Genomic DNA, 14,117 nt, shown 5'->3' with positions numbered 1-14,117 from the left:
TCAGATCGTTGCCGAATGCGGGAAGATTCCCTCGTAGCTGATGATGTGGTTGACGCACAGCAGCGGTTGCCGGTTCTCGTGCGGCTCGCTGCCGCCGACCGGCTGCGTGGACACCAGGGCGGCGTTCGTGTTCGCGGGCCCCTCGACGTAGTGCTTGGTGTACGGCGAGGCGGCGAGCACCTTCCCCTCGGGGGAGCCGGTCGTCGCCGGCGCGCTGCTGGCGAGCAGCGCGTGCTGGTGGGACGGCATCTGCTGGGTCGTCAACGTGACCTCCTCGGCCCCGCCGAACTCCGCGAGGACGAACCCGTTGCCCTGGCCGAGCGCGACGCGCCCGCGCAGGTCGGGGAGCCGGAACGTCTCCTGGCCGTCTCCGCCGTACGTCGTGCCGATGAGCTGGAAGAGCGTCTCGTACTGGGAGATCGGCAGGTCCTGCCCGTCGCAGAGCAACCAGCCGACGGGGGCGAAGGTGCCGGAGAAGATGCGGATCTCACCGATGTAGGGGTTGGCCACGGGTCCTCCTCAGGTCGGCGACGGGAACACGCCCGCGGTCGCGATGCAGTAGTTCACGGACAGGAAGGGCTGCATGTTCAGGTGCGGCTGTGAGCCACCGACCGCCGGGATCGACGAGGGGTGCAGCGCGACCAGGTCGCCCGGGTTGGCGTAGAGGTCCTGGCTGCCGGTGGCGAGCGTCGCGCCGTCACCGGCCTGCGCCACCGCGGCAGCGGACGTCACCCGGAGCGCGTGCGTGTGCGTGGGCAGCTGACTGACCGTGAGCGTGTGGGACTGGGTTCCCCCCTGCTCGCCCAGGGTGTGCCACGCGCCCACGTGGATCGGGATCCGGCCGCGCAGGTCCGGGAGGGCGAAGTTCACGCGGCCGTCGCCGCCGAACGTGGTGCCGAGCAGGGAGAACAGCCCCTGGTTCTGGTTGATCGGAAGCAGCCCTCCGTTGCACAGGGCCCACCCGGACGGGGGGAACGGGAACGAGAACATCCGGATCTCGGCGAGGAAGGGTTGACTCATGGGGTCCTCAGTTCGGTGCCGTGGGGCAGGACGCGACGCCGGTGTGGGTGCTGCCGGCCGGGCGGTAGGCCAGCACGCCACCGGTGATGGTGTTGGTGTGGGCGAGCCGGGCCTCGTAGGTGTCCCCGAGATTGCCGATCGCCGTTGTGACCGCCTGGAGCGTGCCGTACCCGTGGTCGAGTCGGAACGAGACGCCGTTCGCCGGTGAGGTACCGGGCGAGAGGGTGTTCGTCGCGATCTGGACGCACGACGTACCGGTGTCGGTCGGCTGCGGGTTGAGGTCGAGACGGAGAGCCTCCGACACGGACGAGCTGTCGAGGTAGACCCGGTTGTTCAGGACCGCGGCGTTGACCGCAGCGGCGCCGCCGGTCGCCTCGACCACGATGCCCCGACCGACGCACTGGTTCACGAGGTTGTCCGACACGTCCACGGTGAGCGAGCCGGTGCCGTCCTCGGTGGAGACGAGGATGCCGTCACCGGCGGTGGCGCAGGAGGCCGCGGCGGAGCTGGACCCGACCAGGTTGCTCCGGACGTGCCCGACGTACCCGGTGCCGTTCACGTTGGTGCCGATCACCGCGATCGCGGGACCGGTGATGCCCCGGATCGCGTTGTTGGCGATGTCGAACGCGAGCGCGCCGGTGAACGGTGTCCCGCCGGCCGCGACCTGGACGCCGCGGTTGCCGGCCCACGTCGAGTTCCGCGTGATCGCTGCGTTCTGGATCTTGCCGGAGCCCCTCGCGACCACCTGCAGCTGGTCGCCCTCGTTCGCGGTGAGGAAGCTGCCGGTCACGGTCAGGTCGACCGTGCCACCGGACGCCGCCTCGACCCGGATGCCGTCCTTGGCACCGAGACCGGTGCCGGGCGTACGCCCGAAGACCCGGTTCCGCAGCAGTGACAACGTCGTGGTGCCGCTCGACGTGCCGGAGAACAGGTTCGTGTCGCCGGAGCCGCCGATCGTCGTGTCGGTGATCGACACGGTGCCGGTGACACCGGCGTACGACGTTGCCTCGGAGCCGCCGAGGTCGACACCGTTCTCACCGATCGCGTCGCCGTTCGAGCTGATGTAGCTGTTCACGATCGTCAGACCGCTGACGCTCCGCGCGGACACACCGTCGTCGGCGGAGCCGGTGACGTGGATCCGCGTGAACGACGGCGCCTTGGTGTTCTCGAGTGAGATGCCCGCGCCGGTCGAGGCCGAGATCGTGCCGCCCGTGCAGTCGGACGTGGTCGGGTTCGCGTTGGGAGCGCCCTGGGTGGTCAGGGTTCCGCCGCACGCTCCCGACGAGTTCCCGGTGACCGTGAGCGAGCCGGACGTACCGGTGTTCTGGAGCACGATCCCGTTGGCGGCACCCGACGACGAGATGGACCGGAAGGTCAGCCCGGCCGCTCCGATCACCGTGTCGGACACTCTGAGCGGGGTGCCGGACGTCGTCGTGATGGTGTTGCCGGCCCCGGTGACCTCGACGGTCCCGCCGCCGGACACCGAGAACGCCGGATTGCTCCCGGTGCTCAAGGTCAGCCCCCCGCTGAACCGGACGGTGGCGCCGGTGTTGCCGGTCACCGAGATCGCCCGGGCCGCCGTGCTGACCGTGCTGATCGGGCCGGTGAACGTCACCGTGCCGGCCGTGCGGTTGTTCACCCGTACCGGACCGCCGCCCGTGGCTTCGATGGCAGCGCCGACGGAGATGTCACCGGCACCGCCGACGATCGAGACCGGAGCCGCGACGCCGATGTTGCGGACCGTGGTCGAAGACCCGATCGTGAAGCTGTCGACGCCGTTGGCGGTGACCGTGCTCGTGTCGTCGCTCGAGCTGGCGGTGAGGACGACTCCGTCGATCGACGTCCCGTCGGCCAGCGTGAGCCTCGCCGACGTGGTCGGCGTGCTTCCGGCGGGCAGGATGCCCGGCAGCGCGACACCGGCGCCGATCAGCTTCTGGTCCTTCTCCAACGTGAAGGTGCCCAGGTTGATCCTGTCGGCGTATCCGCCGCCGAAGAGGTACAGCTCGTCTCCGGGGCCATCGAGGTCGTTGGCCCGGTTCAACGACGAGAGGGTGACGAGCGGCCACAGTGCCGTTCCGTTCTGCACCCCGCTGCCGTTGTCACCGAGGTACCAGACCAAGCGATCCGCGATGACCAGGGAGAGGGTGCCGGTGCTCTGGCTCTCGCCGTCGGTCACGGTGTACTCGAACGTGTCGGTCCGGTCCTTGACCCCAACCGGCGGCAGGTAGACGAACGATCCGTCGGCGTAGATCGTGACATGTCCGTTCAGGGCGGTCGGCCGAGAGCTCGCGGCGACGACGGAGATCGGGTCACCGTCCTGGTCGTGGTCGTTGGCGAGCGGCACGGTGCCGGCCAGGACCACCGTCGGACCCTCGTTCGAGACGCTGCCGAGCTGCGCGAAGGTGTTGCCCACGACGCCCGTGTAGGAGTCCGCGACCACGGTCGGAGGGTCGTTCACGTCGAGGACGGTCACCGTGAGCTCGCGCTCGTCGGTGAGCGTGCCGTCGGAGACTCGGACCCGGACGTGCATCGTGTCCTGGGCCTCGAAGTCGAGGCCTGCGGCGGTCGTCAGCTCGCCGGCGGACGAGATCGCGAACTTGGCGTTGTCCGCGGATCCGGCACCGCTCGCGAGGCTCCACGTCAGCGCGTCGGACTCCGGGTCCGTGGCCGTGATCGTGCCGACGGCCGTGCCTGCCGGCCGGTTCTCGTCGACCGAGAGGCCCGTCGGTGCCGTGACCGACGGCGCCTCGTTGACCTGACCGACCGTGACCGTGATCGGGGTCTCGACGCTCTCGTCGCCGGCGTCGGTCGCGCGGACGCGGATGGTGTACGACGCGGTCGCCTCGTGGTCGAACGCCGCCTTCGTGACCAGCTCGTCGCCGTCGATCTCGAACTGGGCGCCGCCCTGCACGAGCTCGAACGTCGGGTCCTCCGACTCGACGTCCGGGTCGACCGCCGAGAGCGTGCCGACGACGGTGCCCGCAGGCTCGTTCTCGTCCACCGACGTCGACGACAGGTCCACCCGGGACGGGCTCTCGTTGCGGTTGGTGACGGTGACGACGACGTCACCGGTGTAGGTGGTCACGGCTCCGTCGGAGACCGCGACGCGGACCGTCACGTCCGGGGTCGTCTCGAAGTCGAGCGCACCGGTGGTGGTCATCTCTCCCGCCGCGCTCACCGCGAACTTCCCGGCGCCGTCGACGATCGAGTACTCCACGGTGTCCTGACCGTCCACGTCGACGATGTCGAGCCAGCCGACCTCGGTGCCGGCGGCCAGGTTCTCGGCGACGGATCCGCCGGACCGGAAGATCAGCCCGGTGGGCAGGTCGTCGACGTCGACGACGTCCACCGTGAGCGCCTGCACGTGGCTGAGGCCGCCGGCGTCGGTGACGCGGACCCGCACGGTGAGGGTCGGTTCGGTCTCGAAGTCGAACGCGGCGGTCGCGCGCAGCGTGGTGCCGTTGATCTCGAACGACCCGTTGTCGTGGTCGCCGGCACCGTTGACGAGGGCATAGGTCATGCTCCCGCCCTCGGGATCGGCCGCCGAGAGCGTGCCGACGTCCTGGGTCGCGACGTTCTCGTCGACCTCGTCGTCCGACAGCGAGATCGCGGTCGGCGCCTCGTTGACGTCGTCGACCGTGATCGTGAACGTGCGCTCGTACGACGCGCCGGCCTCGTCCGTCGAGCGGACCAGCACGTCGAGCGTCGGCTGGGTCTCGTGGTCGAACGGCCCGGCGGCGCGCAGCTCGTCGCCGACGACCAGGAACTCGTCGTTGTCAGCCTCGTCCTCGGGCAGCGTGTAGGTGTGGCTGTCGCCGGCGTCCTCGTCGGTGGTGGACAGGGTGCCGATCGCATCGGACGGGGTGTTCTCGTCGAGCTCGTCGTTCGAGAGGGAGAGATCGCTCGGGGCGTCGTTCGCATCGGTGACGGTGATCGTCAGCGTCGCGTCCGCGCTCTCGCCGTGACCGTCCGAGACCTCGACACGGATCTCGTAGCTGTCCTGGTCCTCGAAGTCGAAGGCGTCCAGTGCGTAGACGCCGGCGCCCGTCACCTGGAAGTGGTCGCTGTCCAGGTCGTCGAGGAGCGTGTACGACAGCGTGTCCCCGGTGTCCGGGTCGATCGCCGAGAGCGAGCCGACCAGGGCGCCGGGCGCCTTGTTCTCGGCGATGCTGGACGGGTCGAGCGACGGCGCTGCCGGCGCCTCGTTGACGTCGGCCACGTGGATCGTGAGGACGGCGTCGGTCGACAGCGACGGGGTCCCGGAGTCGGTCACGCGGACCCGGATCGAGTACGTCGCCTTCGCCTCGAAGTCGAAGCGCGCGGCGGTGGTGAGCGTGGTGCCGGTGAGCTCGAAGGCCGCGTTGTCGTCGTCACCCTCTCCCGCGACGAGCGCGTACGCCAGGGTGTCGCCACCGTCGGGGTCGGTCGCGGTGAGCTGGCCGACCTCGGCGCCCGGCGCGAGGTTCTCGTCGACGGTGTCGTCGTTGATGCTCGGCGCCGAGGGCGCCTCGTTGATGTTCACCACGGAGATCACGAACGTCGCGTCGACGGTCTCGCCGCCGGCGTCCTCGGCGCGGACCTCGACGGTGTGCGACGTCGCGACCTCACGGTCGAGATCGCCGGCCGTGACCAGCTCGTCGCCCTCCACCGCGAACACGCCGTCGACGTCCTCGGTCAGCGTGTAGGTGATCGGGTCGTCGAGGTCCGGGTCGTCAGTCGACAGCGTGCCGACGACGGCGCCGATCTCGGCGTCCTCGTCGACGGTGCTGTTCGAGAGGTCGAGGCGCGTCGCCGCCTCGTTCCTGTTCACGACCGAGACCGTCAGCGCGGACTCGACGGACATGCCCGACACGTCGGAGCCACGCACGCGCACGGTCCGGCTCGCGTCGGCCTCGTAGTCGAAGGTCTCGTCGGTCACGAGGGCGTTGCCCTCGATGCGGAACGCGGCGTTGTCGTCACCGCCGGTGCCGCTGACGAGCTCGAAGCGCCCGGCGTCCGAGCCGTCCGGGTCGGAGATCGCCAGCGTGCCGACCCGGGTGCCGGCCGGCTCGTTCTCCGGCACCGACGCCGGCGAGAGCGAGAGCCCGGTGGGCGCCTCGGCCGCGTTGGTCACCGAGACCGAGACCGCCTGGTCGTAGGTCCGCCCGTCCTTGTCGGTCACGCGGACGCGCGCGGTGAGCGCGGATCGCGACTCGAAGTCGGCCGGGGAGACCAGGCTGAGCCGGTCCCCGCTGATCGCGAACCTCCCGTTGTCCCGGTCGCCCTCGCCGGCGACCAGGCTGAACGTGTGCTGCTCGTTCTCGTCCTGGTCGGTGGCGCTCAGCGCGCCGACCTCGCCGGTGGTGTTCTCGCGGATCGTGCCGGGCGCCAGTCCGACGGCGGTGGGCGCGTCCGGCGCGTCGGTGACCGCGACCGCCAGGTCCTTCTCGAAGCTGCCGCCCGCGCCGTCGTCGGCGCGGACCCGGATCGTCAGCTGGGCGCGCTCCTCGAAGTCGAACGGCGCCACCGTGCGCAGCTCGTCGCCGGCGACGCTGAAGAGCGGGTTGTCGTTGCCGACGCCCGCCGCGGTCACCAGCGTGTAGGTGTGCTCGTCCGCGGTGTCCGGGTCGGTGGCGCCCAGGTGCCCGACCAGGCTGCCTGCCGGCAGGTTCTCGTCGATCGCGGAGCCGTCGAGGGAGACGTCGGTCGGCGGGCGGTTCTCCTGGGCGTCCACCACGGCGACGTCGTACGTCGCGGCGCGCGACAGGCCGAGCAGGTCGGTGACCTGGACCCGCACCCGGTAGCCCGTGCGAGTCTCGAAGTCGAGCGGCGCGGCGGTCACGAGGGCGCCGCCGGCGATCTGGAACACGTCGGTGTCGCCGCCGACGAGGCGGTAGGTCATCCGGTCCGCGGCGTCCTTGTCGGCGGCGGTCAGCGCGCCGACCGCGGTGCCGACCGGCACGTTCTCGGGGACCTCGGTGTCGGAGAGCTCCGGCGGGCCGGGGCGGTGGTTGCGCGACTCGAGGGCGCGGCCCTTCCTGCACTGGCCGGGGCGGTCGATCTCGCGGAGCGCGCCGCCGCGGGGCGCGGCGCAGAACCACGCGCCCTCGTTGTTGGGCACCAGCAGCCCGCGGCGCACCCGCAGCCGCTCGGCCACGGAGACCCGGACCCGGTCCTCGCCACGCGCACAGCCCGCGGCCGGCACCCGGAGCGACTGGTCACCGCGGTCGACGCAGACGACCTCGAGGACGCCGCGCGCCTTCTTCTTCGGAGCGTGGGCCGCTGCCGGGGACACCCCGACGACGGTCAGCAGGCAAGCGACGACGACGATCGGGACGAGTCCCGAGACCAGCTTCCGCAACGAATCCCCCGTGATCGACAGACGGAAGCGCCCAGCCTGCCACCCTCTACGGTCGTAGAGGGTCCGAATGCGGGAATTCGTCAGATCCGGTTCGCTGTGAGGTCACGCACGCTCGCATAGCGCTCCCGCACGAACGGCGTCGGCTCCACCTCGGTCTCGACGACGTCGGCCAGCGGCCAGTGCGGCGGCTCGGCGCCACCCGCGAGGATCCACGCGGCCTGCCGCGCCGCACCACGGGCGACGTACTCGCCCGGCTGGGGGACGGTGACCGGCAGGCCGAGGACCGCGGAGGCGATCTCCTGCACCGCCTGCGAGCGGGCGGCACCGCCGACCATCACGACCCGCTCGACCGGCGTCCCGAGCGCGCGGACGGCGTCCAGGCCGTCGGCGAGCCCGCAGATCATGCCCTCGACGAACGCGCGGGCGAGGTACGCCGGGGTCGCGGTCTCGAGCCGGAGCCCGTGGATCGCTCCGGTGGCGTCGGGCTTGTTGGGGGTGCGCTCGCCCTCGAGGTACGGCACCAGCACCATGCCGCCGGCGCCGGCCGGCGCGGACAGCGCGAGGACCGAGAGCTCGGCGTGCGAGACCGCGAGCGTCCGGGCGGCCGCGTCGAGGACCCGCGCGGCGTTGAGGGTGGCGACCAGCGGGAGGAACCGGCCGGTCGCGTCGGCGAACCCGGCGACCGCGCCGGTCACGTCGCCGACCGGCTCCTCGGCGACCGCGCAGGCAACGCCCGACGTGCCGATCGAGAGGACGACGTCGCCGCTGACCGCGCCGAGACCGAGGGCGGCCGCGGCGTTGTCGCCGGTGCCGGGGCCGAGCGGCTGACCCTGCGGCGTGTGGGCCGCCACCTCGGCCGGCCCGACCACGCGCGGCAGCACGGCGTCGTGGCCGAGGGCGAGCTCGAGCAGGTCGCGGCGGTACTCCCCTAGATCTCCCTGGCCAGCGGCCGGCGACCAGTAGCCGGTGCCGCTCGCATCACCGCGGTCGGTGACGAGCGTGTCGAGGCTCTCGGCGCCGGACAGCTTCCAGGTCAGCCAGTCGTGCGGCAGGCAGACGGCCGCGACGCGCGCGGCGTTCTCCGGCTCGTGGTCGCGCAGCCAGCGCAGCTTGGTGACCGTGAACGACGCGACCGGCACCAGCCCGACCGCGTCCACCCACGGCTGCGGCCCACCGAGCTCGTCGATCAGGTCGAGCGCGGCCTGCGCGGAGCGGGTGTCGTTCCAGAGCAGCGCCGGGCGTACGACGCCGCCGTCCTCGTCGAGGCAGACCATGCCGTGCTGCTGGCCGCCGACCGCGATCGCCGCGACGTCGTCGAGTCCCCCGGCCGCCTCGATCGCCTGCTGCAGGGCGTCCCACCACGCGTCGGGGTGCACCTCGGTGCCCTCGGGGTGCGGGGCGCTGCCGCTACGGACCAGCTCACCGGTCTCGGCGTCGCAGACGACGACCTTGCAGGACTGGGTGGACGAGTCGATCCCGGCGACGTACGGCATGCCCGGATTCTGACAGTCTTCCTCCATGCGCGATCCGTCCGGCCGGAACCTGGTCCTCAGCAACTCGTCGTACCGGGCCGAGGTGGTCACCGTCGGCGCCACCCTGCGGTCCCTGACCCACGGCGACCAGGACATCGTCGCCGGCTGGCCGGTGGGCGAGATCAACCCGCAGTACCGCGGCTGGATCATGATGCCGTTCCCCAACCGGATCGCCGACGGCCGGTGGTCGTTCGACGGTACGTCGCACCAGCTGGCGCTGACCGAGCCGGCGCGTGGGCACGCGCTCCACGGCCTCACCGGCTGGGCCGAGTGGGAGATCGTTGACCACGACGACACCCGCGCGTCGCTGCGCTACGAGCTGCCGCCGCAGACCGGCTACCCGTTCACCCTCGACCTCACCGCCGACTACGAGCTGACCGACGAGGGCCTGCGGTGCACGCTCAGCGCGACCAACGCCGGCACGACGGCGGCGCCGTACGGGACGGGGCACCACCCGTACGTGACGCTCGACCGGCGGCTCGACGACCTCGTGCTGACGATGGAGGCGGCGACGTACTGCCCGATGGACGAGCGGTGCCTGCCCGAGGCGCCGCGGCCGGTGGACGGCACGGAGTTCGACTTCCGCGGCGGCCGGCCGATCGGCGACGTGGTGCTCGACCACCCGTTCACCGACCTGGGGTCCGACGTCGTGACGCTCGCCGACCCGGCCAGCGGCCGGCAGGTCCGGATGGAGCTCGGCGACGGCTTCGGCTGGGTGCACCTGTTCAGCTCGGACCCGCACGAGGGCGCGCAGCACCGCGCCACGCTCGGGCTGGAGCCGATGACCTGCCCGCCGGAGTCGTTCAACACCGGCATCGACCTGGTCGTGCTGCAGCCCGGCGAGACGCACCGGGCGTGGTTCCGGCTCGGCTGCTAGGTCAGCTCGTGATGGCGCCGTGAGCCGCTGACTGCACGATCTTGGCGTACTTGCCGAGGACGCCGCGGGTGTACTTCGGCGGCAACGGCTCCCAGCCGTCCTTGCGGGACTCCCAGTCGTCGGCCTCGAACTCGAGGCTGCGGTTCGCGACGTCCAAGGTGATCCGGTCGCCGTCGCGCAGGAACGCGATCGGGCCGCCGTCCACCGCCTCGGGCGCGATGTGGCCGACGCACAGGCCGGTCGTACCGCCGGAGAAGCGTCCGTCGGTGATCAGCAGGACGTCCTTGCCGAGGCCGGCGCCCTTGATGGCACCGGTGATCGCGAGCATCTCGCGCATGCCCGGGCCGCCCTTGGGGCCCTCGTAGCGGATCACCACGACGTCCCTCGGCTCGATCTCGCCGCGCTCGAGCGCGTCCATCGCGGCGCGCTCGCCGTCGAAGACGCGGGCGGTGCCGGTGAACACGGAGTCGTCGAAGCCGGCGGTCTTCACGACCGCACCCTCGGGCGCCAGGGAGCCCTTGAGGATCGTGAGACCGCCGGTCGCGTGGATCGGGCGGTCGAGCTTGCGGATCACGTCGTCGTCGAGTCCGGGCGGGGCCAGCTGCTCGAGGTTCTCGGCCATCGTCCTGCCGGTGACGGTGAGGCAGTCGCCGTGCATCAGGCCCGCGTCGAGCAGCGCCTTCATGACCACCGGGATGCCGCCGATCTTGTCGACGTCGTTCATCACGTAGCGGCCGAACGGCTTGAGGTCGGCGAGGTGCGGGACCTTGTCGCCCACGCGGTTGAAGTCGTCGATGGTCAGGTCGACGTCGGCCTCGCGGGCCATCGCGAGCAGGTGCAGCACGGCGTTGGTCGAGCCGCCGAGCGCCATCACCACGGTGATCGCGTTCTCGAACGCCTCCTTGGTCATGATCTGGCGCGCGGTGATGCCGTGCCGGAGCAGGTTGACCACGGCCTCGCCGGAGCGGTGGGCGAACCCGTCGCGGCGACGGTCCACGGCCGGCGGGGCGGCCGAGCCGGGCAGCGACATGCCGATCGCCTCGGCGACCGCGGCCATCGTGTTCGCGGTGTACATGCCGCCGCACGCACCCTCGCCCGGGCAGATCGCCCGCTCGATGCGGTCGACCTCCTCGCGGGTGATCTTGCCGGCCAGGCAGGCACCGACCGCCTCGAAGGCGTCGATGATCGTGACGTCGTTGCCGTCCACCTGGCCGGGCATGATCGAGCCGGCGTACAGGAAGACGCTGGCGAGGTCGAGGCGGGCGGCGGCCATCATCATGCCGGGCAGCGACTTGTCGCAGCCGGCGAGCAGCACCGAGCCGTCGAGGCGCTCGGCCATCATCACGGTCTCGACCGAGTCGGCGATGACCTCGCGCGAGACCAGCGAGAAGTGCATGCCCTCGTGGCCCATCGCGATGCCGTCGGACACCGAGATGGTGCCGAACTCGAGCGGGTACCCACCGGCCGCGTGCACACCGTTCTTCACGGCCTTGGCGAGCCGGTCGAGCGAGAGGTTGCAGGGGGTGATCTCGTTCCAGCTCGAGGCCACCCCGATCTGCGGCTTCGCGAAGTCCTCGTCCCCCATGCCGACCGCGCGGAGCATGCCGCGCGCGGCGGCTCGCTCGAGGCCGTCGGTGACGTCGCGGGAGCGGGGCTTGATGTCAGGAGCGTCCGTCATGGACTCAGGCTAGAGGCTCATCGGTCTCCGCATACCCTGTGCAGCATGCCGATCCTCCGCTCCGCAACGTCGACCTCGGGCCGCAACATGGCCGGTGCGCGCGCCCTCTGGCGCGCGACCGGGATGACCGACTCCGACTTCGGGAAGCCGATCGTCGCGATCGCCAACTCGTTCACGGAGTTCGTCCCCGGCCACGTGCACCTGCGCGACCTGGGGAAGATCGTCGCCGAGCAGGTCGCCGCCGCGGGTGGCGTCGCCAAGGAGTTCAACACGATCGCCGTCGACGACGGCATCGCGATGGGCCACGCCGGCATGCTCTACTCGCTGCCCAGCCGCGAGCTGATCGCCGACGCCGTCGAGTACATGGTCAACGCGCACTGCGCCGACGCGCTCGTCTGCATCTCCAACTGCGACAAGATCACGCCCGGCATGCTGATGGCGGCGCTCCGGCTCGACATCCCCGTCGTGTTCGTCTCCGGTGGGCCGATGGAGGCCGGCAAGACCGAGGCGATCGAGGGCATCGTCCACTCCAAGCTCGACCTGGTCGACGCGATGGTGCTGGCCGTGAACGACCAGGTCACCGACGAGCAGCTCGACATCGTCGAGCGGTCGGCCTGCCCCACCTGCGGCTCCTGCTCCGGCATGTTCACCGCGAACTCGATGAACTGCCTGACCGAGGCGATCGGCCTGTCCCTGCCGGGCAACGGCTCGACGCTGGCGACCCACAGCTCGCGCCGCAGGCTCTTCGAGGAGGCCGGCCGTCTGGTCGTCGAGATCGCGAAGCGCTACTACGAGGACGACGACGAGTCGGTCCTCCCCCGCAACATCGCGACCCACGCGGCGTTCGAGAACGCCTTCGCCCTCGACGTCGCGATGGGTGGCTCGACCAACACCGTGCTGCACCTGCTCGCCGCGGCCCGCGAGGCCGGCATGACGTTCTCGGTCGACGACATCGACGCGGTCTCACGACGGGTGCCGTGCCTGTCGAAGGTCGCCCCGAACACCCCGAAGTACCACATGGAGGACGTCCACCGCGCCGGCGGCATCCCAGCCCTGCTCGGCGAGCTCCACCGCGGCGGGATGCTCAACACCGACGTCCACTCGGTGCACAGCCCCTCGCTGCAGGAGTGGCTCGACGAGTGGGACATCCGCAGCGGCAAGGCCAGCGAGGCCGCGCTCGACCTCTTCCACGCCGCGCCAGGCGGCGTGCGCACCACCGAGGCGTTCTCGACCGACAACCGCTGGGGCTCGCTCGACACCGACGCCGCCGACGGCTGCATCCGCGACGTCGAGCACGCCTACACGAAGGACGGCGGCCTCGCGATCCTCAAGGGCAACCTCGCCGAGGACGGCTGCGTCGTGAAGACCGCCGGCGTGCCCGAGGAGATCTGGCAGTTCACCGGGACCGCGATCGTCTTCGAGAGCCAGGACGACGCCGTCGCGGGCATCCTCTCCAAGAAGGTCCAGGCCGGGCACGTGGTCGTCATCCGCTACGAGGGTCCCAAGGGCGGCCCCGGCATGCAGGAGATGCTCTACCCCACGTCGTACCTCAAGGGCCTCGGCCTCGGCCAGCAGTGCGCCCTCCTCACCGACGGCCGCTTCTCCGGCGGCACGTCCGGCCTTTCGATCGGCCACGTCTCCCCCGAGGCCGCCGGCGGCGGCACGATCGCGCTCGTCGAGGACGGCGACACCATCTCCATCGACATCCCGAACCGCACGATCTCCCTGGACGTCGACCCGCTGGTCCTCGACCAGCGCCGCGCGGCTCAGGAGAAGCGCGACCGCCCGTTCACCCCGGTCGACCGCCAGCGGCCCGTGTCGGCGGCGCTGCGCGCCTACGCCCTGATGGCGACCGCTGCCTCCGACGGCGCGTACCGGCTCGTCCCGGAGTGACCTTCGACTTCCAGGCGTCGTACGACGAGCTGAACCCGGCCGACCACGACTACCGCTTCTACGCCGCGCTCCCCGGCTCGCGGGTGCTCGACCTCGGCTGCGGCACGGGCACCCTCGCGCTGCTGATGGCGGCCTCCGGCCGCAGCGTCGTCGCGATCGACCCGGACCCGGAGATGCTGCGGGTGGCCCGCACGAAGGGTGCGTCCGACGTCGACTGGCGGCTCGGCTACAGCTCGGCCGCCACCTCGTCGTCGGTGGACCTGGCGGTGATGTCGGGCCACGTCGCCCAGGTGTTCACCTCCGACGACGCCTGGGCCGCCGTACTCGCCGACCTGCACCGCGCGCTCGTCCCCGGCGGCACCCTCGCCTTCGAGACCCGCAACCCCGCCGCGCGTGCCTGGGAACGTTGGACCCGCGCCGACACCCTGCGCACCGTCGGCGACGTCGAGTTCTGGCACGAGACCGTCGACGTCTCCCTGCCGCTGGTCACCTACGACACGTTCGCCGGCCAGGAGGCGGACCGAGACGTGCTGGCCTTCCGCGACGAGTCGTCGATCCGCGCATCACTGGTGGAGGCCGGCTTCGAGGTCACCGCGGTCTACGGCGACTGGGACCGATCCCCGCTGACCGGCACGTCTCCCGAGATCATCGTGATCGCACAGCGCTAGTCCTGCTGACGGCGCCCGACGGCCTGCGGGTGCGTGGGCGGTACCGGTTCCTTGATTTTCGGATTACGGGGTCACCGCGGTCTGTGGTCACCGGAAGGTGGTGACGGCG

Annotated in this window: 8 protein-coding genes; 3 read left to right on the top strand and 5 right to left on the bottom strand. The window is 71.3% G+C overall.

Annotation, left to right across the window (positions count from 1 at the left end):
• The 4 genes from MJ604_RS04190 to xylB form a co-directional block, all read right to left on the bottom strand.
• Complete coding sequence (locus MJ604_RS04190) at positions 1–510, bottom strand: phage tail protein (RefSeq protein WP_243057037.1); 510 nt, start codon at positions 508–510, stop codon at positions 1–3.
• A gap of 9 nt (positions 511–519) precedes the next feature.
• Positions 520–1,020: a phage tail protein gene (locus tag MJ604_RS04185; RefSeq protein WP_243057036.1), complete on the bottom strand. Its 501-nt coding sequence runs from the start codon at positions 1,018–1,020 to the stop codon at positions 520–522.
• Between the two features lie 7 nt (positions 1,021–1,027).
• Positions 1,028–7,360, bottom strand: coding sequence for a cadherin domain-containing protein (locus MJ604_RS04180; protein WP_243057035.1), 6,333 nt, complete (start codon positions 7,358–7,360; stop codon positions 1,028–1,030).
• An 80-nt stretch (positions 7,361–7,440) separates the two neighbouring features.
• A complete protein-coding gene (gene xylB / locus MJ604_RS04175; protein ID WP_243057034.1) occupies positions 7,441–8,853 on the bottom strand; it encodes a xylulokinase in 1,413 nt (470 codons plus the stop codon).
• A 25-nt stretch (positions 8,854–8,878) separates the two neighbouring features.
• On the opposite strand from xylB, the gene MJ604_RS04170 reads away from it, so the two are divergent.
• Entirely contained in the window at positions 8,879–9,769 is an 891-nt protein-coding gene (locus MJ604_RS04170; RefSeq protein WP_243057033.1) for an aldose 1-epimerase family protein, read from the top strand.
• Between the two features lies 1 nt (position 9,770).
• Here the strand turns inward: MJ604_RS04170 and ilvD (MJ604_RS04165) are convergent, their stop codons facing one another.
• Positions 9,771–11,447, bottom strand: a complete 1,677-nt coding sequence (gene ilvD / locus MJ604_RS04165; RefSeq protein ID WP_243057032.1) for a dihydroxy-acid dehydratase — start codon at positions 11,445–11,447, stop codon at positions 9,771–9,773.
• A gap of 45 nt (positions 11,448–11,492) precedes the next feature.
• On the opposite strand from ilvD (MJ604_RS04165), the gene ilvD (MJ604_RS04160) reads away from it, so the two are divergent.
• Both ilvD (MJ604_RS04160) and MJ604_RS04155 read left to right on the top strand, forming a co-directional pair.
• The gene (gene ilvD, locus MJ604_RS04160) at positions 11,493–13,340 is read left to right on the top strand and encodes a dihydroxy-acid dehydratase (protein ID WP_243057031.1); all 1,848 of its coding nucleotides are present in this window, start codon (positions 11,493–11,495) and stop codon (positions 13,338–13,340) included.
• A complete protein-coding gene (locus tag MJ604_RS04155) occupies positions 13,337–14,008 on the top strand; it encodes a bifunctional 2-polyprenyl-6-hydroxyphenol methylase/3-demethylubiquinol 3-O-methyltransferase UbiG (protein WP_243057030.1) in 672 nt (223 codons plus the stop codon). Before ilvD (MJ604_RS04160) ends, MJ604_RS04155 begins: the two co-directional genes overlap by 4 nt.
• Positions 14,009–14,117: the final 109 nt, after the last annotated feature.

The sequence above is a fragment of the Nocardioides sp. SR21 genome (assembly GCF_022761125.1).
Classification (GTDB): domain Bacteria; phylum Actinomycetota; class Actinomycetes; order Propionibacteriales; family Nocardioidaceae; genus Nocardioides.
The sequence above is the reverse complement of the archived record's forward strand: the minus strand, read 5'-3'. Positions and strand labels throughout refer to the sequence as shown.

Coding starts and splice junctions, on each gene's coding strand:
- MJ604_RS04185 (WP_243057036.1), bottom strand. CDS start 1,020: ATGAGTCAACCCTTCCTCGCCGAGATCCGGATGTTCTCGTTCCCGTTC.
- xylB (WP_243057034.1), bottom strand. CDS start 8,853: ATGCCGTACGTCGCCGGGATCGACTCGTCCACCCAGTCCTGCAAGGTC.
- MJ604_RS04170 (WP_243057033.1), top strand. CDS start 8,879: ATGCGCGATCCGTCCGGCCGGAACCTGGTCCTCAGCAACTCGTCGTAC.
- ilvD (WP_243057032.1), bottom strand. CDS start 11,447: ATGACGGACGCTCCTGACATCAAGCCCCGCTCCCGCGACGTCACCGAC.
- ilvD (WP_243057031.1), top strand. CDS start 11,493: ATGCCGATCCTCCGCTCCGCAACGTCGACCTCGGGCCGCAACATGGCC.